The organism is Roseburia sp. OM03-7AC, assembly GCF_003462625.1.
GTDB classification, from domain to species: Bacteria; Bacillota; Clostridia; order Lachnospirales; family Lachnospiraceae; genus Roseburia_C; species Roseburia_C amylophila.
Genome location: NZ_QTZJ01000001.1, coordinates 935,020 through 956,696 on the forward strand (window position 1 = coordinate 935,020; position 21,677 = coordinate 956,696).

The 21,677-nt window shown below is 41.9% G+C and carries 27 protein-coding genes; all 27 read right to left on the reverse strand.

Annotated elements, in window-relative coordinates:
* Positions 1–54: 54 nt before the first annotated feature.
* Complete coding sequence (locus tag DXB39_RS04580; RefSeq protein ID WP_117840829.1) at positions 55–1,968, reverse strand: ABC transporter permease; 1,914 nt, start codon at positions 1,966–1,968, stop codon at positions 55–57.
* Positions 1,943–2,842 (reverse strand): ABC transporter ATP-binding protein, encoded by a 900-nt coding sequence (locus DXB39_RS04585; protein WP_117840828.1) that lies wholly within the window; start codon positions 2,840–2,842, stop codon positions 1,943–1,945. Before DXB39_RS04585 ends, DXB39_RS04580 begins: the two co-directional genes overlap by 26 nt.
* A complete protein-coding gene (locus DXB39_RS04590; protein WP_117840827.1) occupies positions 2,826–3,212 on the reverse strand; it encodes a GntR family transcriptional regulator in 387 nt (128 codons plus the stop codon). Before DXB39_RS04590 ends, DXB39_RS04585 begins: the two co-directional genes overlap by 17 nt.
* A 251-nt stretch (positions 3,213–3,463) precedes the next feature.
* Complete coding sequence (locus DXB39_RS15150; RefSeq protein ID WP_117840826.1) at positions 3,464–4,045, reverse strand: methyl-accepting chemotaxis protein; 582 nt, start codon at positions 4,043–4,045, stop codon at positions 3,464–3,466.
* A gap of 85 nt (positions 4,046–4,130) precedes the next feature.
* On the reverse strand, positions 4,131–4,991 hold the full coding sequence (pgeF, locus tag DXB39_RS04600) for a peptidoglycan editing factor PgeF (RefSeq protein WP_117840825.1): 861 nt from the start codon (positions 4,989–4,991) through the stop codon (positions 4,131–4,133).
* Between the two features lie 97 nt (positions 4,992–5,088).
* Positions 5,089–5,448: a YraN family protein gene (locus tag DXB39_RS04605; RefSeq protein ID WP_117840824.1), complete on the reverse strand. Its 360-nt coding sequence runs from the start codon at positions 5,446–5,448 to the stop codon at positions 5,089–5,091.
* A 68-nt stretch (positions 5,449–5,516) separates the two neighbouring features.
* Entirely contained in the window at positions 5,517–5,861 is a 345-nt protein-coding gene (locus DXB39_RS04610; protein WP_117840823.1) for an EscU/YscU/HrcU family type III secretion system export apparatus switch protein, read from the reverse strand.
* A 3-nt stretch (positions 5,862–5,864) separates the two neighbouring features.
* Positions 5,865–7,577: a flagellar hook-length control protein FliK gene (fliK, locus tag DXB39_RS04615; protein WP_158565946.1), complete on the reverse strand. Its 1,713-nt coding sequence runs from the start codon at positions 7,575–7,577 to the stop codon at positions 5,865–5,867.
* Positions 7,578–7,615: 38 nt separating this feature from the next.
* The gene (locus DXB39_RS04620) at positions 7,616–8,386 is read right to left on the reverse strand and encodes a ribonuclease HII (RefSeq protein WP_117840821.1); all 771 of its coding nucleotides are present in this window, start codon (positions 8,384–8,386) and stop codon (positions 7,616–7,618) included.
* A 35-nt stretch (positions 8,387–8,421) separates the two neighbouring features.
* Complete coding sequence (gene lepB / locus DXB39_RS04625) at positions 8,422–8,985, reverse strand: signal peptidase I (protein WP_117840820.1); 564 nt, start codon at positions 8,983–8,985, stop codon at positions 8,422–8,424.
* A gap of 48 nt (positions 8,986–9,033) precedes the next feature.
* A complete protein-coding gene (gene ylqF, locus DXB39_RS04630) occupies positions 9,034–9,885 on the reverse strand; it encodes a ribosome biogenesis GTPase YlqF (protein ID WP_117840819.1) in 852 nt (283 codons plus the stop codon).
* Positions 9,886–9,915: 30 nt separating this feature from the next.
* Positions 9,916–10,503: a signal peptidase I gene (lepB, locus tag DXB39_RS04635; RefSeq protein WP_199534925.1), complete on the reverse strand. Its 588-nt coding sequence runs from the start codon at positions 10,501–10,503 to the stop codon at positions 9,916–9,918.
* Between the two features lie 225 nt (positions 10,504–10,728).
* Positions 10,729–11,082, reverse strand: a complete 354-nt coding sequence (rplS, locus tag DXB39_RS04640; protein ID WP_022242453.1) for a 50S ribosomal protein L19 — start codon at positions 11,080–11,082, stop codon at positions 10,729–10,731.
* A gap of 115 nt (positions 11,083–11,197) precedes the next feature.
* Positions 11,198–12,253 (reverse strand): type IV pilus twitching motility protein PilT, encoded by a 1,056-nt coding sequence (locus DXB39_RS04645; protein ID WP_117840817.1) that lies wholly within the window; start codon positions 12,251–12,253, stop codon positions 11,198–11,200.
* A gap of 19 nt (positions 12,254–12,272) precedes the next feature.
* A complete protein-coding gene (locus tag DXB39_RS04650) occupies positions 12,273–12,764 on the reverse strand; it encodes a hypothetical protein (protein WP_117840816.1) in 492 nt (163 codons plus the stop codon).
* Positions 12,757–13,212 (reverse strand): hypothetical protein, encoded by a 456-nt coding sequence (locus DXB39_RS04655; protein WP_117840815.1) that lies wholly within the window; start codon positions 13,210–13,212, stop codon positions 12,757–12,759. Before DXB39_RS04655 ends, DXB39_RS04650 begins: the two co-directional genes overlap by 8 nt.
* Positions 13,213–13,222: 10 nt before the next feature.
* Positions 13,223–13,711 carry a DUF4860 domain-containing protein gene (locus DXB39_RS04660; protein ID WP_158565948.1) on the reverse strand — a complete coding sequence of 163 codons (489 nt, stop codon included), beginning with the start codon at positions 13,709–13,711 and terminating at the stop codon, positions 13,223–13,225.
* Between the two features lie 17 nt (positions 13,712–13,728).
* Positions 13,729–14,076 (reverse strand): hypothetical protein, encoded by a 348-nt coding sequence (locus tag DXB39_RS04665; RefSeq protein WP_117840813.1) that lies wholly within the window; start codon positions 14,074–14,076, stop codon positions 13,729–13,731.
* A 13-nt stretch (positions 14,077–14,089) separates the two neighbouring features.
* The gene (locus DXB39_RS04670) at positions 14,090–15,142 is read right to left on the reverse strand and encodes a type II secretion system F family protein (protein ID WP_117840812.1); all 1,053 of its coding nucleotides are present in this window, start codon (positions 15,140–15,142) and stop codon (positions 14,090–14,092) included.
* A 15-nt stretch (positions 15,143–15,157) separates the two neighbouring features.
* The gene (locus DXB39_RS04675; RefSeq protein ID WP_243005988.1) at positions 15,158–16,129 is read right to left on the reverse strand and encodes a transglutaminase-like domain-containing protein; all 972 of its coding nucleotides are present in this window, start codon (positions 16,127–16,129) and stop codon (positions 15,158–15,160) included.
* Between the two features lie 10 nt (positions 16,130–16,139).
* Positions 16,140–16,616 carry a signal peptidase I gene (locus DXB39_RS04680; protein ID WP_242986144.1) on the reverse strand — a complete coding sequence of 159 codons (477 nt, stop codon included), beginning with the start codon at positions 16,614–16,616 and terminating at the stop codon, positions 16,140–16,142.
* A gap of 1 nt (position 16,617) precedes the next feature.
* Positions 16,618–17,715: a MucBP domain-containing protein gene (locus DXB39_RS04685; protein ID WP_199535113.1), complete on the reverse strand. Its 1,098-nt coding sequence runs from the start codon at positions 17,713–17,715 to the stop codon at positions 16,618–16,620.
* A gap of 3 nt (positions 17,716–17,718) precedes the next feature.
* Positions 17,719–18,477 (reverse strand): hypothetical protein, encoded by a 759-nt coding sequence (locus tag DXB39_RS04690; RefSeq protein ID WP_117840811.1) that lies wholly within the window; start codon positions 18,475–18,477, stop codon positions 17,719–17,721.
* A gap of 13 nt (positions 18,478–18,490) precedes the next feature.
* Positions 18,491–19,270: a hypothetical protein gene (locus DXB39_RS04695; protein WP_117840810.1), complete on the reverse strand. Its 780-nt coding sequence runs from the start codon at positions 19,268–19,270 to the stop codon at positions 18,491–18,493.
* Complete coding sequence (locus tag DXB39_RS04700) at positions 19,267–19,791, reverse strand: hypothetical protein (RefSeq protein ID WP_022242441.1); 525 nt, start codon at positions 19,789–19,791, stop codon at positions 19,267–19,269. The genes DXB39_RS04695 and DXB39_RS04700 overlap by 4 nt, the downstream gene beginning before the upstream one ends.
* An 18-nt stretch (positions 19,792–19,809) precedes the next feature.
* Entirely contained in the window at positions 19,810–20,784 is a 975-nt protein-coding gene (locus DXB39_RS04705; protein WP_117840809.1) for a DUF5979 domain-containing protein, read from the reverse strand.
* Complete coding sequence (locus DXB39_RS04710) at positions 20,781–21,677, reverse strand: class C sortase (protein ID WP_117840808.1); 897 nt, start codon at positions 21,675–21,677, stop codon at positions 20,781–20,783. Before DXB39_RS04710 ends, DXB39_RS04705 begins: the two co-directional genes overlap by 4 nt.

Consider the following 21,677-nt stretch of genomic DNA (forward strand, 5'->3'; position numbering starts at 1 on the left):
TCTCTAGTTTACAATAAAAAGGGCAGAATAACAACAGTTATTCCACCCTTCCACTTATTCCTGCTCCATGCTCATGCTTCTGTCTTCCATTTCCTGTAATGTCATCAGTTCATCCTCTGACTCAATGATATGTAACTCCAGCAGTTTGTTAATCGTGTATACACAACGATCATTCAAATTCAAATTGAAATAATAATCTTTACTGTTTTCCATTCCCCACATCCGTTGTTCTCTCCTGGTAAGCTGGATCCCCTGACTGTTATAGACATGCAGATACAGTCCATTGACATACGTATGTTTATAGTAGTTATCATTTACTGTATTCAGATAAATATGTCCTGCCCGGATGTCCTTAAGATAAGCATCATATATTTCCTGTGCCCGCTCATCATTTATATTAATGCTGTCATATTCCAAATTCTGGTCATAGTTATCAAACTCCATTGAAATAATATGATTATTCGGATCATCATAATTCACCATCAGATTCCCCTTGAGATAATTCTCCGGATCCATAGACATAGCATAAATTCTTGAAACAACCGAATCTGCATTTTCATAATAATTTTTAGCAGCCGGTACATCATAGCTTCTCACCATAACGCTTCCGTCCGCAAGCTGATAATCAATCTCTACCCACTGCAACGCCTTATCTAAATCAGACGAGCCCTGATATGCCTGAAATTCCTTCTTTGAATCAATAATCTGCTGATGAATACTCATAATTTCATCAATTCCGCTTTCTGAATTTTCTTCTATATCAAAATAGCAGTTAATATTTGCTGCGACAATTTCCTTCTTATCCGGGATTTTATTTTCCAGTCCGAAAGCATTCCATTTGATGCAAAAAAGAAATACGACTGAAATTCCTAACATGACGCCGCATTCTAATAATCTCTTTTTGGTCACTACACGCAGCTTCTTCGTCAAAATCATTTCCGCAATGAAAAATGCCAGAAAACCTGCAATCAATGTTGTAAATAAAACCATCAGGAAATTGCCCAGTGATGTATGTACCAGCACGCCAAACAGTCCGCTCAGCAGAATTGCAGTAAGAAAAGCCACACAAAAAGCCATTCCCCAGCGGAACACCGGGCGGGTTGCCGGAATTGTAAGCACATCTCCCGTGGTTTCCAGTTTACGTTTCTGATAAAGCATGCAGGATATTACTATCAGCACCACACCCACCAGCACATAGATCCCTACAACCGAAAGGCCAAACATATGGTATTCTATCCTGTCCTCTAAATAGTCATACTCTACTCCCACCTTATTTGAAAGATATATCACCGGTGATAAAATACTATTCATACGGTCAGCATAAGAATTCGCCATACCATAGCCAATTGTACTAATCATACATGTAATCACATAGCGGCATCCTATATATAATACGTTCAGAATAATCGTGAATACCGGCATTGCCAATAACTGACCGGTAAACATGCCAACGAAAATTGCCATACTGTAGAAGAAAAAGCTCTCTCCCGTCAACATCAGTGCCCACGCCAGCAGATACTGCAGACTTGTAATTCCCTGCATAATGCAGCATACTGTTCCAATAATAAACGCCAATAGTACAGGAACTACAATCATGCAGAATCCTGACAGGAAATTACTGATAAAAAGTTCTGTTCTTTTCAATGGCAGTGAATGAAACAGATGTGAGCGTCTGTTATTATAAAGATAATAAAATACTGCCATTGCTACAATAATTCCAATTGCCAGACTAAGGAGTGCAATAAGCGCACCGCTTCCATCTGAAAACAGAATCTGCATAAAATTATTCATTTTTATTTCTTTAATTTCCTGTGCTGAATAACCTTCATAAGAAATCCCGGAATTCACTAACAGCCGCAGAGGAACCATACATAGCAGCAATATCGTATAAATCAGCCAGACAGGCCAGAAATGCGTAATATTTTTCCAAAATACCGTCTTATTAAAGTAAGATGTCTTTGACCGCATAATCCGCACCTCCTAATTCGTAAATAAAAATTTCTTCCAATGTCAGAGGCAGCACATCAATCAGCATCGGCGAAGTCTGTTCTAACCGCAGCTTTGCCTCTTTGGGATTGCCTTTTACAATCATGGTATATACCCTTCCTGTACTGGACATATGTAACACTTCAAAATCAGCCGGAAGCTTCGGCATTCTTTCCTGATATGCCACCTGAATCTTACAGACACTTCCCTGTAGTTCGCTTAAGGAACGTTCCAGCATTACTTTTCCATGATGCATAATGCCCACATGGTCACAGACATCCTCCAGCTCTCTTAAGTTGTGGGAAGATACCAGCACCGTAGTTCCATGTTCTGCCACATCAGACATGATAATGCTCCAGATCTGCCTTCTCATTACCGGGTCTAGTCCATCTACCGGCTCATCTAAAATCATAAGCTCCGGTCTGCAGCTGATTGCCAGCCAGAAAGCCGCCTGCTTCTGCATGCCTTTCGACATTCTCCGGATAGACATCTTCGGATCAATATTCGAAAACGCATCCCGGATCCGGAAAAACAAATCTTCATCAAAAGTTTTATAGATTCCCTTATAAAAGCGTTTCATTTCCATGACATCTGCCTGCTGGAAATAGAAAAGATCATCCGGAATATATGCAAATCTGGCCTTTGCCTGAGGATTCTCATACACCGGCATCCCGGCTATTTCTATTTCGCCGGCATCCGGCTTATAGATTCCGGTAATATGTCTTATTATCGTAGATTTCCCGGCTCCGTTTGGTCCTACCAGTCCATAAATTGCTCCATCCTTTACATGCAGGTTTACACCGTCTAACGCCCGGAAATCTCCAAATGTCTTCACTACATTATTTACCCGTATCATGAATATATTCTCCTCCTTCCAGTTCCGTTATCCGATGTTTTAACTGCTCCGGCTCTACTGCCAGATACAGTAATTCTGATACGATTTCATCAAAATGTCCTTTTAATTCCACAGTTCTTGCATCCTTTACATGCTTCTGGGCAGCCACAAATGTGCCTTTCCCGGAAATGGTATAGACATATCCTTCTTTCTCCAGATCCCGGTATGCCCGCTGGATGGTATTCGGATTAATTGCCAGTGTTGCTGCCAGTTCACGCACAGATGGCAGTTTTTCATCCGCTGTCAATGCATTGGAAATCACAAGATGACGCATTCCATCTTTAATCTGTTCGTAAATAGGCTTTGCATCCCTGTAATTAAGCTGTATCACTTCGCTTCCTCCTTTTGGAATATCGTAGGTGTATTATCCGTATTACTTCAATTGATACGCACACTATAACATTCCAGCAGATGAGACACAAGAAAAATATCTGTATGATTTTATTAATAATTCCTTAATGCTGCTCGCGGAGCGTTTTTTACTTTACAGGAAAGCAATTTTCCTGTAAAGCAAAAAAGCGAAACCAGTTTGCACTGATTCCGTCTTTTTACACGATTCTATCTTCCTTTCATCAGGAAATATTATTCACATTTTTCAATTGCTGCAATTACTTCATTTAACTTCTGTAATTCATCTTTGATTTCGCGGTTGTTATTACCAAAGTCTGTTGCCAGTGCAGATACATTGGTTGCAACAATTGCGAATCCTTTTCCAGCCTCTCCTGCACGAGCAGCCTCAATAGAAGCGTTTAATGCAAGAATCTTCTGGTTCTTTTCAATCTTGTCCAGCTGTTTGGTAATATCATTAATCTTCTGGATGTATTCTGAGGTCTTCTGTACATTCTCATGAATATCAGAATTCTTCTTCTCTTCATCCATTCTCTTCTCTTCAGATGCTGCAAGCTGTGTCAGAACGATAGTCAGAGCTGCTATCTTAGATTTAGCTTCGTTTTCATCCTCTGCGTCTTCCTTCTTCGCATAAGAAAGATATCCAGCAATTTCAATTCCGGCTTTGATCACATCTCTGTATTCAGATGCTTCACCTTCCCCGATTGCTACACTTCCATCAGAATCCAGAAGTAATGGTTTTACTCCTGTTACGTTTTCCCATTGTGCAAAAAGTACCTCTATATCTTCTGCATTAAATATCTCATTCAACTGCATATTTCTGCCCTCCTAAATTATTTATCCTAATTATATCACATGTTTGCTTTGTGAACAAAAAAATTTTTCATTTTTTGACATTTTTCTATTTAATGCACAAAAATGCCCCAAGATTTCCTCTTCTTCCATGGCTTGCTCTGTGCGAAAACAACAGTTCACTGTTACAACAGGTACACACATTCGGCAAGATTAGTTTTTCCGGCAGGATTCCCGCATCTAAAAGCACTCTTTCATTGGCTTTCCAGAGATTTAACTGATACTTTCCATTTTCTTTCCGGTACATAATTTCACTGCCATGACCGGAAAACTCCTGCTCAAATTCCAGTGCCACATCTTCACTTACTTCATAACAGTCCTGGCAGATAGATGGGCCTATCGCACACCATACATCCTCCGGTACTGTTCCATATGCTTCTGCCATTGCTTTCAGCGTGGCTCTTCCCATTCTGTTAACCGTGCCCCTCCAGCCGGAATGGCTCAGTCCGATTGCCCTATGCTTTGTATCCACAAAGTAAAGCGGCACACAGTCTGCATAAAAGGTTGCAAGCATCAGCCCCGGCACATCGGTAATCAATCCATCCACATCATGATACGGTCGTTCCTTTGTCAGTCCGCTTCCTGCATCCTCTGCTGTTACTTTTCTTACATTGGTGGTATGGGTCTGGTCAGAGCAGACAATCTGCCCTGCCGGAACTTCCATTGCCTCAGCTACCCTGCGGAAATTTTCCTTTACTGCCTCTATGTCATCTCCACGGTTAAAGCTTAAATCCAGCGAAGAAAATTCATTCTTACTTACTCCACCCATTCTTGTGGTAAAGCAGTGTTTTACCATATCAAGTGCCTGCAACTGTGGATACTGCAGTAACACTAATTCTTTTTTCCCCGCATGGGAAAATACGGACGGTATCATGGTTCGTCCATCCTCTTTTATCTGAAATTCTGTCATTTTTCTTTTCCTGTTCTTATTTTTCCAGTTCCAACTCCATGCTGTAACTGGTTCAATTCTCCAGCATTCTTTTTCCTGTATCAAGTCTCATCTGTCACTAATAAGGCTCTATATAGGGGAAAGCATCCTTCAGCCACTGTATGTCCTCTCCTAATATTGCAATCACATCAAACCTGCAGGGCAGTCCCATCATATGTTTACACATCAGGTAATAATCTGCCACTCTTGATATTTTCCTTTGTTTGCGGTAATCTACCGCTTCCTGTGGAAGTCCCTTTCCGATATCACTGCGGTATTTTACTTCTGCAAAAACAAGATATTTTCCATCTCTTGCAATCATATCAATTTCTCCGAACCTGCAGCGGTAATTCATCTCACAGATGCTGCAGCCGGATGCCTTTAAATACTCTGCCGCCTTTTTTTCATACTCACTGCCCATGCTGCGTTTATTTTCCATCCCTGCTCCCCTTTCTGTTATTCCTACTATTTGGATTTCCACTATCCCGTTTGCCGTTACAGCTATTTTTATTCCAATTTACTGCGCAGCTTATCCATATCATCGACAAAGACAAGTATCTCTGCCACTACTTCATATAATTCCGGCGGAATCATATCTCCAATTTCAAGCCTGGATAAGGTATTTGCCAGCTGATTATCCTGATACAGCGGAACGTCTTCCTCTTTGGCTTTCTCAATAATTTTATCCGCAAGATACCCCTTTCCGGTTGCCAGTATCTTCGGTGCCCTCTCTCCCGGCTCATATGCGATGGCAACTGCTGTTTTTTCTTTTGTTTTCTCTTTTTCTTTTGTTTTCTCTTCTCCGGCATTTTTCCCATCAAAGTCTGCCGGATGCCAGATTCCATTTTTCATAAATTACGCCCTCATATCAAAGGAATACCGATGCAGGATTCCGGCTGACGGATGCTCCTGCTGCATAAAATCTTCAACCAGATTTTTCTTTCCGGACTGGTTCTCCACCTGTACCGTACAGGAATATCCTTTCTCCTGCAGCCGCTGCATCAGCTCAGCCATATGTTCTTCGATTAAATCATAGGATTTCTCATCCTCCAGATAAAAATTCGTATGCACCTTTCTATCCTTCATCCGCACAGACACATCCGTTGCACCAAGGTTATCCATATCAAGATGCAAAAAAGCACTCAGTTCGCCATCCGGTCTGTCCACACCACTCTTATTAGTATAGACAAATAAATCTCCGTGAGCATTCTGATTTGACATCCGAAGGGGAATCTGCACATAATGATAGGCATTATTAATCTGATTCATAAATTCAATATTCCCCTGGAGATTATTTACTGCTTTTGCAAGAGAAGTATTGCTCTGGCCGGATTCCTGCACCAGCTCCTGCATCTTCTGCATCTGATTTTCCATCTTCTCATAAAGATGCTTAACAGCATCCCCTTTGATTTCTTCCGGCTTTAGTGTCCACTGCTGTTTTACCTCATATTCCAGCACTTTCTGATACTCTTTACTGGAAAACAGTTTCTTTGCAGAACCTCCGGTTAAACCCATTATCTCATCCAGTGCCTGATGCAGTTCTTTTAGAAATGCACCTGTAGAAAGATTTCCGTTTAAAGTCCCCTCTGCGGTAAATAATTTACTGCCTGCAAGCTGTGGAAATTCTTTCAGAAGATTTGAAAAATCCTTCATCTGCCCCTCTGTAAACAATGCGCCGACACTGCCCCTGGCATAATACTGCACGCCATCTAATGTTTCTTCTATGGATCCTGCTATCGTTTCAGTTTCTGCTAATTCCGTTCCTGTGATTTCTGTGGCAGCAAATTCTGACGCTCCTTCCAGTATGGCTCCTTCCTGAAGTTCCACCGGACTCCAGCTTCCTTTCTGTACTCCCTCTTTTACAATTACAGACATATCCAAAGAACCATCCTGCTTCAACACCTGATAGATTCGGCTTCCCAGTTCCAATGCCTCTGTCTCGGAAAGGTTTTCGTTCTGATATAATTTTCCGATGCTTTCCAAGACATCATCAAACTGTGAAGTGATTGCCGCCTGATCAGATTTATAATTTTCAAACTGCCGGATAAATTCTTCTGACATCGGAATGTCAAGCTTATGCATCAATACCAGTGACTTAATATCCGCATCCGGATATGCAGAAATACTGCGTGCCATATCCATCAGGCTTTCCCTGCCAATGGACATCTGCTCTTCCATCATGGAATTGACCATATCTATCATTCTTGGTTCTGCCGGAATGCCTGCTGCATCCAGTGCCTTTAACAACGTCGGATTATTGAGATTTCCATTGGTATAAGGTCGAATTTCAACGGTAGTTCCATCATTGGATTTCACCTGGAAAAACATCGCCTGACCAACGGCTAACTGTACGCCTGCTGCTATTCTCGCCTGAACAGTCTGACCATTTGCCAGTCCAAGCGTAACCGTTCCGTTTTTGATATCATTTACGGTTCCTTCAAATACATTTCCTACCGTCATTTCCCGTACGGCTGATACCAGCTGCTGAACCCCTTGCTGCGGGGCTGTTGCTGTAGCTCCGGTAGCCGAACTTCTGTTGTATTGTGCTAACATGTCTGAAATCTGCATATCAATCACTCCACTCTGCATTGCCAATTTCTTTGGAATTATTCACTGTAAAAATTCTTAATAAAGGTTCTCCGGTGAATTGGTGTTGGTCCATATTCTTTGATTGCTGCAATATGGGCTGCGGAGCCATAACCCTTGTTATCCGCAAATCCATATTCCGGCATAATTTTCGCATATTCTTCCATCATGCGATCCCTTGTTACCTTTGCAATGATACTGGCTGCTCCAATGGAAATGCTCTTTGCATCTCCTTTGATAATCGGAACCTGACGGATATCTACTCCCGGTATTGTCACCGCATCATTTAATAATATATCGGGTTTTACTTTCAAATTCGTTATAGCCTGCCGCATAGCTTCATAAGTAGCCTGCAAAATATTAATTTCATCAATCCGCCCCGGACCTGCCATTCCAATTCCTGTTGCCACTGCCTTCTCCATAATTTCATCATAGAGTTTTTCACGCATGGATGCACTGAGTTTCTTGGAATCATTGATATATAAAATGTCACAATCCTTTGGCAGAATCACAGCTCCTGCCACAACCGGCCCCGCCAGCGGACCTCTTCCCACTTCATCTATACCGCAGATATAACCGGCATCCGCATATTCTTTTTCATACTTTTTCAGATTTTCAATCCGGGCATACTCTGTCTCAAGCTTCTGTATCCGCTTTCGTGCTTTTTCCACAAGGCTCTTTACGCCGCTTCGTTCATCTTTTTCATATCTTGCTATAAAATCAGGCAGCATACTGTCTTCTGCTGCCTGTAACTCTTCTTTGATTGCTCCGATTTTCTTCTCTTCTGCCATAATCACTTTATCCTCTGACTGCTCTTTCGTTTTTATTACTGATGCCGGATAAATCCAATTTTATCAAATGGATAGATTCTAAGCCATGCTTTTCCTATGATATCCGCCCGCTTGATATTTCCAACATCCGGGAACCTGCTGTCCTTGCTGTAATTGCGGTTATCTCCCATCACAAAATATTCATCCTCACCTAATGTAATCGGGTCTGATGCAAGTCCCGGGTCTTTAATAACCTCTCTTCCATAAGATTCTACCAGTTCTTCTCCGTTAATCAATATCTCTCCCTTATCGGTAATCTGTACCGTTTCTCCCGGCATTCCGATAATCCGTTTGATAAAATAAGTGTCTTCCTTATACTGATACGGAAATACAATAATATCAAAACGTTCCGGTTCATGAAACCGATAGGATATCTTATCTACAATCAGATTATCTCCATTGGTAAGGGTATTTTCCATGGACGAACCATCCACTCTGGTCCGCTGTCCAACATAACGTATCATCAAAAATGTCAGTACCACAATCACAATGAGATATAGTATGAAACTGACACTTTCCCTTACCGCCTTTCCTCTTTTGCCGTGTTCTTCTTCCTTCATATCTCCGTCTTGCTCCAACTCTTTTTGATTCCTATTCTTATTTTTATCTTATGCTTCCACTTCCGGTTTTTCAAGTGAAATTTTACCGAGCTTTCCAGTACGGAATTCATCCAGCACCAGTGCAGCGGCTTTGGCATAATCTACTTCATTTCCTTTTTTGATACAGCCACGGTTTAAGGCAATTTTCTCCAACATCTCTGCCGGTGTTCCCTCTTCTTCCATTCCATATCTTTCCTTTAATACACCCGGATACTCTTCCCGCAGAATCTGAATCAGTTCCAGTGAAAGTTCATCAATATTTAAAATATCATCTTTGATAGAACCTATCAGTGCCAGTCTTAACCCAACGCTCTGGTCTTCAAACTTTGGCCATAAAATACCCGGTGTATCCAAAAGTTCTACATTCTTATTCAGGCGAATCCACTGCTTGCCCTTGGTTACACCCGGCTTATTTCCGGTCTTGGCGCAGGCTTTTCCTGCAAAAGTATTGATAAAGGTGGATTTTCCCACATTCGGGATTCCCACTACCATAGCCCGCACCGGACGGTTCTTGATTCCTCTTCGTAAATCACGCTCCGTCTTTTCCTTGCAGGCTTCTGCTATAATTGCAGACACCTGCTTCATGCTTCCTTTATTTCTGGCATCCATGCGTACTACATAATAGCCCTTTTTCTTAAAAAACTCTGTCCAGCCTTCATTTTTTCTTTCATCTGCAAGGTCAGATTTGTTCAACAAAATCAGACGGGCTTTTCCTTTTCCCAGGGTATCTATATCCGGATTTCTGCTGCTCACCGGAATTCTTGCATCCACCAGCTCTATTACTAAATCTACCAGTTTTATATCTTCCTGCATCTGACGTTTTGCTTTCGTCATATGTCCCGGATACCATTGAAACTGCATCTTATTTTCCTCTCTTCCCTTACTGTTCTTCTATTTGATAAAACCGATTTTCCGGAGCGGAGAAATCCGGAACCATGCTTTTCCTACAATATATTCCCGTTTTATATTTCCAATATTGGCATAACGGCTGTCCTCACTACTGTTGCGGTTATCTCCCAATACAAAATACTCATCTTCCCCTACCGTAATCTCTTCGGATGCCAGTCCTGCATCTTCAATGGCAGCTGTATCTACTTTTTCATCAAACAGCTCTCCATTTACATAGACTGCTCCATTCTTTATCTGTATCTTATCTCCCGGCACCCCAATGACACGTTTTACATAATAATGCGACTTTTCATTTCCATTTGGAAGAAATACAATAACATCATTTGCTTTTGGTTTCTTCAGTTTATAAACAAAACGATTAACCAGAATCTCTTCTCCGTTCTCTATCGTAGGGTTCATGGACTGTCCTACCACAGTGGTCCGAAGTCCGATAAAATATACAAATACAAATGAAATCACCAGGACAATTGCAATCTCAATGACCCAGGTGCCGATTTCCTTCAGCAGTGGTACATTTATTTTCTTTCTGCGTCTGCCAAAATTCAGACCACGAACGCTTCCTCTACGCATAATCTTATGTTCTCCTTCTTACCTGAATATCATTCGATCTATCTGCAGAAACTGCCACCGGCAGCTTCTTACGAATACGTGGTAACTACAAGAAACACGCTTTGCGAGTTTCTCGAGTTATCGCGGTGCTCGCCAAATCTGCATGCAAGCATGCGATTTCTCTCGCTACTCGCGTAAATACAACAAGAGGGACGATACACATTGGCACGTCCCTCTGACAGATTCTTATTTTACTAACTCTTTTACTTTTGCTTTCTTACCGATACGACCTCTTAAGTAATTCAGCTTAGCTCTTCTTACTTTACCAGCTCTTACTACTTCAACCTTCTCTACGTTAGGAGAATGTAATGGCCAGGTCTTCTCTACGCCAACACCATTAGAGAATTTACGAACGGTAAATGTCTCACGGTTGCTTCCGCCCTGTTTCTTTAATACAACACCTTCGAAAACCTGAATTCTTTCACGGTTTCCTTCTTTAATTTTCGCATAAACCTTAACGGTATCTCCTACACGAAACTCTGGTGCATCTGCCTTTAACTGCTCTGCTTCAATGTTCTTAATAATTTCACTTGCGTTCATTTTGTGACCTCCTGTATATTTTGATGTTCTTAATGCATTCATTTGCAACAGAGGACCATCGCCTATTCACAACTGTTGTATTGTATCATGTTCTCTATGCCTCGTCAAGCTATTTTTATAAGCGTTTCTGTAACATTTCCGGATTGGATGCATAAACCAGTGCTGTCTCTTTTGTAATCTTTCCTTCCTGATACAATTTCAAAAGACTGCTGTCCATGGATATCATATCTTCCCGGTTCGAGGAATATACAATGCCGTCAATCTGTGGCACTTTATTCTCACGAATCATATTGCGGATTGCCGGTGTCACAGTCATAATTTCAAATGCCGGGATTACATTGCCATTCACATCCGGTACAAGCTGCTGGGAAACAATCGCCTGCAGCACCATGGAAAGCTGTACTGCAATCTGCCGCTGCTGATTTGCCGGGAACACATCAATGATACGGTCAATGGTATTAGCCGCTCCTATGGTATGTAAGGTGGATATAATAAGATGTCCTGTCTCTGCCGCTGTCATGGCAACACCAATCGTCTCGTAATCACGCATTTCTCCAAGAAGAATCACATCCGGACTCTGCCGCAGGGATGCACGCAATGCCGTTACATAATTTTCAGTATCTACATTTATTTCACGCTGGCTGATAATTCCCTGCTGATGGCTGTGCAGATATTCAATCGGATCCTCTAACGTAATAATATGCTTGGCACACCGGCGGTTCAGTGCATCTACCATGCAGGCTAACGTGGTAGACTTACCACTTCCTGCCGGTCCTGTTACTAATACCATTCCCTTTGGCTGCAGACCAAGGTCAATGATATTCTGTGGAATTCCAATGTCCTCCGGCTTTGGCAAATCAAAGGTAATCACACGAACCACTGCTGATAATGCGCCTCTTTGCTTATAAGCACTGACACGGAATCTTGACAGTCCCTGCACCGCAAAGGAGAAATCATCATCCCCATGCTTTAATAACCGGTCAATATCACGATGGTCCGCCAGTTCATATATCTGCTCTAAATAATTTTCTGTCTCAGGAGGCATCAACCGCTCTCCCTCTTCTTTTATAATTACATTATTCGAACGATATGATATCGGAAGTCCGGCTACAATAAATATATCTGATGCGTGTTCCTCTACTGCTTTTCGTAATACTTCTTTTACATCCATAATTTTCCCACCAATCTCTTTATTTCTGCTGCTCCATCAACGGAAGTCTGGTTTCCTCCTGTCTTACATCAGTAGCAGTTTCTTTCCATTCTAATATGCTCCATTCCAGCATTTCTCCTGTCTCTCCATCCGTCTCTTCCGTAATAGAAAGCTTTACACGTAACTCCTGTGTGTCTGTCTCCGGCACACAAAAGCTTATGGTATCAGCTGCATCCTTCACCTCCGGCAATCCGGAAATTTCCTGCAACGCCATTTCTTTATTTTCGGATTCTTCCAGAATAGCATCTATCTCTGCTAAGACATCATTTGCCTTGTTACATGCTTCATAATAGGCACTCATCTTATCTGCCGCCCGTTTACTGTATTTATAATCCCGCAGGGACGAAGATAATGACAACACTGCGAATAATAAAAAAGTCAGAATCAATACTACCACTAACAAAAAAGAGTATCCAAAAGGACTGGCTATACGCGGTCTGCGTTTTTCTTCGTATAATGCACTCTTACTCATCTTCTGCCGCCTCCCTCTGACTGATTGCCCTCTTTAGTTCCACTTCATAAATAATCTTATCTTTCTCCCCGTCCTTCTGCTTTACTGCAAAATGACCGACCAGCCGCTGCTTCGCTTCACCCAGTGTAATCCACAGGGTATATTCCGCATCTTTCGTCTTACAGTTCTCCCAGTCAGCAGCAAAGGATACAAAAAATGTATTATCCTCTTTCTCATAATAAGAATACTCTTCCTTCAGATAATCTTCCATATCTGTTCCGGAGCGGAATACTTCTGCTGCCGCTGCAGCCTTATGTACTGCCATATTCATATTTCCTGCATCTTCACTGATGCAATGGGATTTTACAAATAGCTGCAATCCCACCGCTGCAGCAATACAGAAAAATAAAATCGATATCATAAGTTCCAGTAAAAATACCCCGGAACGTCTTGCCTGCCCTTCTATCATATGCCTTCCTCTATTCCTGCCTTCTGCCGACAACAGCCACCACAGTATCCATTTTTCTCCCATCTTCCGACGTACAGGAAAAATGCAATAATCCATTTTCCAAAGCTTCCATTTTAAAATCTTCAACCGGAATGACTGCCTTTCCATCCGCTGTACTTACAGCAGTTCCGGACCGGACAAAAAGCTCTTTCAACATGCCTTCCTCTTCAAAAATATAGGTGCAATATTCTTCTCCATCATAATCCTGACGGATGATAAGACTGTCTGTTCCATCCACCGAACCAATAGTAACTGTCCCATTATCATTCTGATGAATCTTCTCCGTAAGATAAGACAATACTGTTCTGCTTTCATAATTTTCATCTGCCATAGTCGTCGTATCCTGATAAATATCTGCTGCCAGGATAAGCACCAGAAGTCCGCAGATTGCCAGCAGCCCAAACAATGCCCATGGAAATAATATATCAATTGTATGTTTTCTGGCGGTACTCTCTGCCATATTCATCCCTCTTCACTCTAATTCTTGCGCTCAATTACTGTCACATCCGGCATAATGTTTGCTCCAAGCAGCTGGTAGTCCACAAAAAACTGCTCCTTATCATAGGAAAAACCATACTGTTCTTCCAGATACGAAAGACTGTCCGGGTAATGTCCTTCCAGCACATAACACTGCACGATTTCCCTCTGCAGAGCCTCTTCTAAAGAACGTTTTTCCTCCTCTTTACTATCCGCCATCAATCGGTTCAATCCATGGCAGGTCAATAAAATAATACAACAGGAAATGGCCACCGTAAATAATATCTTTGCCCAGACAGAATGCCTTTTTTCATGAAAAAAAAGCCTCTTTCGACGAAATCCTTCCATATGCATCTCCTTCTTACAGTCCTGCCATAATTCCCATCAACGGAAGAATCACGGATAACAGTATCATTCCGACAATAACAGACAAAATAATTACAAGTGTCGGTTCTAATATTGCAATATAAGAAGACATTCTCTGATCAATTTCTCTTTCATACTGTCTTGCTATCGTCTCTAATGTTTCATCAGTCTCTCCGGTTTTCCCGGAAATCACCAGCATCCTCTCATACAAGCCCTCAAATATTCCGGCACCGCCTACTGCTGCTGCAAAATCCTCGCCCTCTTCCATTTTCTGGCTGCATTTCTTAATCTTCTTCGAAAAATTCTTATCTGCAATCAATTCGTCTGCAAATTCCAGTCCCTTTTGCGGATTTTGTCCACTCTTTAAAGTCAGATACAGGCTGTCTGCGAAACGGCATGCTGCGATTTTATCGTATAAGCCATGAAACAAGTGCATTTTTCTGCTAAAACCAGCAAACGCTCTTCGTCCTCTGCTGCTCTTTACAAAATAAACAAATACTCCAACGATTACCGCCGCTATTGCAATGAATACAATTGCATAATTCGAAATTGTTTTTCCCAATGCCAGCATACCACCGGAAAATCCGGTCATCTGTCTGCCTAACTGGTGAAATACCTGTTCAAATACCGGCATTACTTTTGTCAAAAGTATCACAATTACAGCTATCATCATAGCAACCATAATCAAAGGATATGTAAGTGCACTTTTAATACTCTTCTCTATCTCATCCTCACGCTCGTAATGGTGAGTCAGCCCATTCATAACATCATCCAGTGTACCTGTTTCTTCTCCTATCTTAACCATCTGAAGAAGATAATCCGGAAATACACCGGTCTTTTCCAGTGCCGGATATAACAGTCCTGTATTTATCATTTCATCATACATTACCTGAAGTATTGCCTTTTCCTGCACATCCTTTGCATCTTCCAGTAATAATGACACCCCCTCAACTGCCGGAAAGCCTGCATGCAGAACCATTGTCATCTGGCTGCAAAAAGATGCACATTCAAGATTTGACAGCTTTTGCTGTTTTTTACTTTTTCCCATACTTTTCTTCCTCTCTTAATATGTGTACTTTATAATATAACGGCTTCCATCGCCAATATAATCTTTTACGGTATCATCATCATTATTGGCTGCCAGGGTCGGATCCATAAGAGACCAGTCCTTTCCATCAAAAGATATTATATTATCTACCCAGCCTATCTCATCCACATAACAGCTGATCCACGCATGATAAGCCTCACCCGCATATCCTACCTGAAGTTTGGTTGGAATTCTCTGCGAACGAAGCATCGCTGCCATCAATGCTGCATAATCAAAACAGATTCCTTTTCCGGACGAAAGTGTTTCATCTACATCCGGCACATATCCATATGCAACATTCTCTGCTTTTTCTTCATCATATGTAATATTTTCAATTACATAATGATAAATGTTGGTTACTACATCAAGGTCACTGCCGCAGCCTGCTGCCAGTTCTTCCCCTTTCTTTACCGCCTTGGAATTCTCATCAAAATCCACATAGCAGTTAGGTGCCAGAAATGGGACAAATTCATCCGTAATGGTAACATCAATACTCTGGGTAAATGCTGTTGCATACAAATTTTCTTCTACTGATGCAGCTTCATATAAGGTCAACTGGTAAGTACCGCTTCCCTGTGTCAGCGGATATACAATATACGTTCCATTCTTTGTCACCAGATAGGTATATGCTTCCCCTTCCGGTGTCTCTATCTGGAATTTCACTTTTTCATTGGTTCCGGTATAATTAAGCATCACATAACCATCGGATGCATGCGATGCATCAATAGCAATCTGATCTGTCCCATAAGTCACTTCTCCGGAAGCCTCCGGATGTAATACTTCTGCTGTCGCATCGCGATTTCCCTTTGCGGTTTCATTGCTGCTTTGCTCCGGAGAATTCTTCTCTCCGCCACAGCCTCCCAATGCACCGCTCATCAGCAATATCCCTGCGGCCATCCATATTATCAGGTAATATTTCTTACTGTGCCGGCTCTTCTGCCTCTGCATGACAACACACCTATTCCTTTTCCTGTATATTCCTGCTATCTGTACCTATATATAATAAAATTGCCGCCAGTAATACAACTGAGACGATTACAATTTTACCGTAAAAGGTTACCATAGCTGCAAATATCCCTCCTAATACCGGAATGGTCAGGGTTACTTTTCCAATTACCTGTGCATAGGAAACCGGGGAAATATCCTCCGCTTCATTTGCATCTCCTTTGGTAATCAGCTGACCGGACACCACCTGATTCTTCACCACACGATGGGTAATGATAATTCCCGCATCTGTATCGCTCCGATATGCCACAACTTCACCTTCCATAAGTTCTGCCGGTGCTTCTTCCCTGACATAAATAAGACTTCCTACCGGAATCGCCGGTTCCATGCTTCCGGTTACAACTGTATAAATATCAAACCCTGTAAGCCTTGGTAATGTCAATGGTATGCAAATCAGAATCACCAATATCAGAAGAGATACTCCTATCATACTACAGATTCTGGCTATTGTCCTCTTTTTTCTTTTTGTTTTTCCCATTCGTTAATGCCTCTGCTCTGACATTCATTTTCTTTCTTCGTAATGCAAAAACAGTAAGAGCCACAAGTCCTGCAACTGCCGCTGATGCTACACCAATCAGCAATGGCATATTTCCTGCCGGTCTTTTGGTCTTCTCATCCTTTTGCTGCATATCTGCTAACGGAGTTTCCTCATCATCAAGATTTACCAGTTCCTGCGGAGTCTCTTCATCCGGAATATTTACATTTCCATCTGCCCCTTGATTATTATCCGCATTGGCATCATCTGCTGCATTCGCATTGTTTGCCGCATTCGCATTGTTTCCGGCATTTGCATTGTTTGCTGCATTTGCATTGTTTGCCGCATTTGCATTGTTTGCCGCATTTGCATCATTTCCGGCATTTGCACTGTTTGCCGCACTCTGTGTATCCGTCGTGTATACAAACGTAAAAATGTTTTCCGCTTCATTGCTGCTTAAGGTTTTCGTCAGATTATATGCCTGCGGACGATAATTTTCAAAATATTTAAACGCCACCACGGGCTGGTCACCCACTGCACCATAGAAGGTCTCACTGTCTGAAAGTGCATTTCCATTGGCATCCTGATAATTCACAGTATATGCTACCATATTTCCCGCAATTGCATATGCTGCTACATACTCCTGATCAGATTCTACCACAAAGGCAGATTTTCCAACAGTATTATTATCCCTTCCGCTCTCCCGGATTCCACCAATATAATATTTTCCATCTTCCTTTAGCTGAATACAGGACTGTGCCCGAACCATAACCCGGTCACCATATTTCAATCCACTGATTTTTATTTTTTCTCCCTGGCTTTCCTTTTCAATCTGATAAGAAGAACCTGTTATATGATTGTCTACTGTAATTCCATTCGTATCTGAAAAATATCCCTGATTTCCAGAGCATAACGTTACTGTATAGGTATATTCTGTTTCATTTCCACCAACTTTTGCCCATGCCTGTACCGGAAATGCCAGTGTAAGTAATGTTGTAAATAAAATACTTCCGTGAAGAATACGTTCCATTCTTTCTTTTATTTTATTCTTCATCCCTTACTCCTCCTTTTCCAACCGATTTTCAGCTGCCTCATCTTCTTTTCGTGTCCTCTTCACTCTCACAACAAAAAGGACGACTAAAACAAGTCCTGCCGCCAGAGCAAGTGCCGAAAAAAGAAGCACCTGATTATTATCACCCGTTTTAATAACGACATGATTCGACAATGGTGTTGAACCACTGGATAATAATTCTACCGCAAAATTCATCTGCAATTTTGCCAGGGTATCCTGATAGGTATTTCCCTGTGTCTCACCTTCCAGCTTTACGGTTAGTGCAATCTCTGCTTTTTCACCTTTCGTAAGCTCATCCAGATAGAAATAATCTTTCATTGCATTGGTTGCCTGGTGAAGACCTTCACCACTTTCTCCTACCGTATCTCCACCTACATTTTCACTGCTGTATAAAATACGGTTACTTCCATCCGGAGCCGTAAAAGAAAGTATGTACGAATACGCTCCTCCGGAAGCCACACTCTGTGAATCCTCAAGGCTCTGTAATACCTGATTTGTCATATACCACTGCGTATCCCCATCATAGGTATTCTTTAACTCCAGTCTGATATTTACCGTATCTCCCGGCTGAAGCTGATATATCGCATCATCAATATCTGCATTTTTAAATGTGCTGTTTAATTTTTCTCCATCAAACGTTACGTTCCAGTCATCACCGCCGGAAAACTCTTCTGCCTGTACCTGAACAGGGGCTGCTGCAACCAGAGCCAGAGCTGCCATGATACCAATCCATTTTCTCTTCATCTCAGTTTCCTCCTTACTGCAGTAATGTCAGATTTCCATTGGAATCAACAGAAACATCAACTCCCCAGGCACTCTTAATCGCATCCTGCGCATTGTGTGTCTGTACGGCATCCACTTCTGCCTCTACATGAAAGGAAACCCCATTATAATTAAATGTTGTAGTAGTGGTCTTAAGTCCATTTTCCTCCGTTGTATGCTCCGTTACCTTTGACGTAATGGAATTATCAATCTTTAAAGTATCAGAAAATTCCGGTGTACTCTCACCCACCTTCAATACCGATGGCCAGTAAAGAACAGTTCTCTCCTCCGTAGATGCATTTTCATCCACAATCCAGCCATTCTGGGTCAGGTTTAATTCAATCAAACTCGGAGCAAGTGTTGTTTCCTTGCTTCCATCCTCATTCTTCCAGCTCTTATAAATTCTCACACGGACATATTCATCAATATTGCCACTGTTTTTTACGGAAAGTGCTTCCTTATAATTTCTTCCGGCTACCAGCTTTCCATCGGTCTCATCCAGCATATCTGTAAGAAGTGCTCCCTGATTTTGCTTCCAGGCATCATCACTTCCTGCATAATCACGGCTGCTGATATCCTTAGAACCCTTGGCAGATTCTTCCACCAGAGTCACTCCGATATCATACATTTCCATCTGTGCGGTATAATTCTCACTATAGTAAGTAAGTGCTGCTCTCGCACTTCCAACCGCACTTCCTGCCAGAAGAAGTACTGCTGCACCCAATAATAAAAAGGTTCCTTTTCTTCCCTTCATTACTTTTTTCAATCGGCTCATTCTTCACCAGCCTCCCTTGCATCTGCAGTTCCTATATCTGTCCTGGTATCTGCAATCCGGTTCCAGTCTGCATATGGTGTTCCATCCTCTTCATAGAGAACCGGTGTACACTCCTGAACGACCACTACATTAAAACTCTCTTTATATTCCTCCGGTATTGCTATTTGGGCTAAAAGTTCTTCTGTATTGCCACTTACCGGAACAATATCACTATAATACCAATAGCCATCTTCGCCCTGATTCCATGACGAGCCGGACATAGTTAATGTAATCTGACTTCCTGCGAATACCTTTACTCTGACAAAGCAATCACTTTCTCCTGTATTTGTAAGTACGATATGCTTCTCCATATTTTCAACTTTTTCTTCTATTGTAGTTTCATTACCAAGTGTAATCGGATATCCTCCTTCCGCTTCCACATAAGTTGTAAAATACGCCATTGCCGGTGGCACTGCTGCCCCTGCAAGGAATACCAATGCTGCTGCAGTCAGCCAGAACACTTTTGTTTTTTTCTTCATCATCTTATATTCCAGCCTCCTTTATTCTTCCTTTACACTATTATCCGGTAATTGTGTCCACTGCCATCCCTCATCTTCATCATAATCGAAATGATTGGTCACTCCGTAGCCCGGATTCAATCCGTGGTCATATGTATTATCAAACTCCACTGTTACGATTTCATCCGCACTGATTTCTGCTGTCTGCTGTGGCTCACTTACCAGTCTATAACCAGCCCCACTATATACCTCTGTCACAGTAACTTTTGCACCTGCCGGAATATGATCTGCAATTGCCGCTTTCGTTCCTGCCGATGAATGTGTGGTCGATACTACATTACTGTATACCGTATTACCATTTTCATCTACTGCTTCTATCGAAAATACAAAGGTTACCTCTTTCATTGTCTCATTATAGTTATCAAGATTTTTCTGTATAAGAAGACTTCCATACCGTGGAGAACGTTCCGGTTTTAGATTTTCTGTAACCTCATAAATCCATTTGTTTTCTGCGCCTGCAGAATGAAATGCCTGATTATCCGGCAACGCAATCAGACCTGGATTAAAATTATACTCATAAAAACCGGTTGATGCAGTTTCAACCACAACAAGATATATCCCAGAATTCAGTTCTTTCTCTCCTGTTCCATCCGTAATCGTGCATTCTGTATCCGGGGTTTTATCCGAAGCGAGCTCCGCTGCCTTCGCTGTCATCTCTTCCCATGTAACATCTCCATTTACCGCATCTTTTAAAGAGAGGGATTTAAATTCTGATGTTTCGCTGTACTCTCTTGCTGCATCCACAGTCGCTACCTGATATATTTTAGCATGCAGTTCCATCCCATTCAGTTCTTCCGTATATTCTTCGCCCTTCGGCACAGATAAAGTCAAAGTACAAGGTTCTGCCGGATCTATTACATTGGTGGCATATGCAGATGCCACATGTAATCCTGCTGCTGCCAAAAACAACGTCAGTAATCCCGCAATATACCCTTTCTTTATTTTTAACTTTTTCATTTTCCACCCTCCTTAGAACCTCTTGAAACTTTTCTATCTCGAATAATCTTTATCAAAACTGTAATCAGAATTGCTGTTGCAACTGCCAGTATTGCATATAACATATAATAATCTTTCACCGTCTGAAGCATAGATTCATTGGCTATTGCCTTCTCATCATCCTCTCCATTATACGGGACACTGTGACCACGCACCAGCAGTCTATGGCTGTTTACACCATATGGGGTGCAGGTGAAAAGTGTTACATAATCTTCCCCTTCGACATTCTTCATTGCCTCTGTCAAAGTATCCGTATCATCCTTTTCTACCATCGGCAGAATCTGATCCACTTCATATGCAAGCACCTTATCCAGTACATGCACATAGAATTTATCACCTTCTACAAGCTGGTCAATATCGGTAAAAAGTTTCGCACTTGGCAGTCCGCGGTGTGCTGCCAGTACACTATGTTTTCCCTCACCACCAACCGGAAGACTGGTTCCGGACATATGACCTGCGCCAATCTGTAATACTGCCTCCGAAGTTCCATGATAAATCGGAAGTCTCTGTTCTATTTTCGGGATGGAAATATATCCCATTATCCCATTATCTCCCGGATTTAATACGGACCAGTATTTACTTCCTCTCATATTCTGTTCTTCCTGCGAAAACGCATCCCCATCGAAGGTATTATTACCTATCTGGGAATTATATTCCTCTGCCATCTCCCAAAGCTTCTGATAGTCTACTTCATCCATATCTGCAACAGTTTCTTCATAACTGGCAATCGCCCTGCTCTGATGGTATTTATTCCATTGATCTGCCACAGTCGGATATGCAAAGATTCCCAGTCCGACCAGGAAAACCAGTCCAAGCAGAATTCCAGGTAATTTCTGCTTCCATTTCTGTTTCAT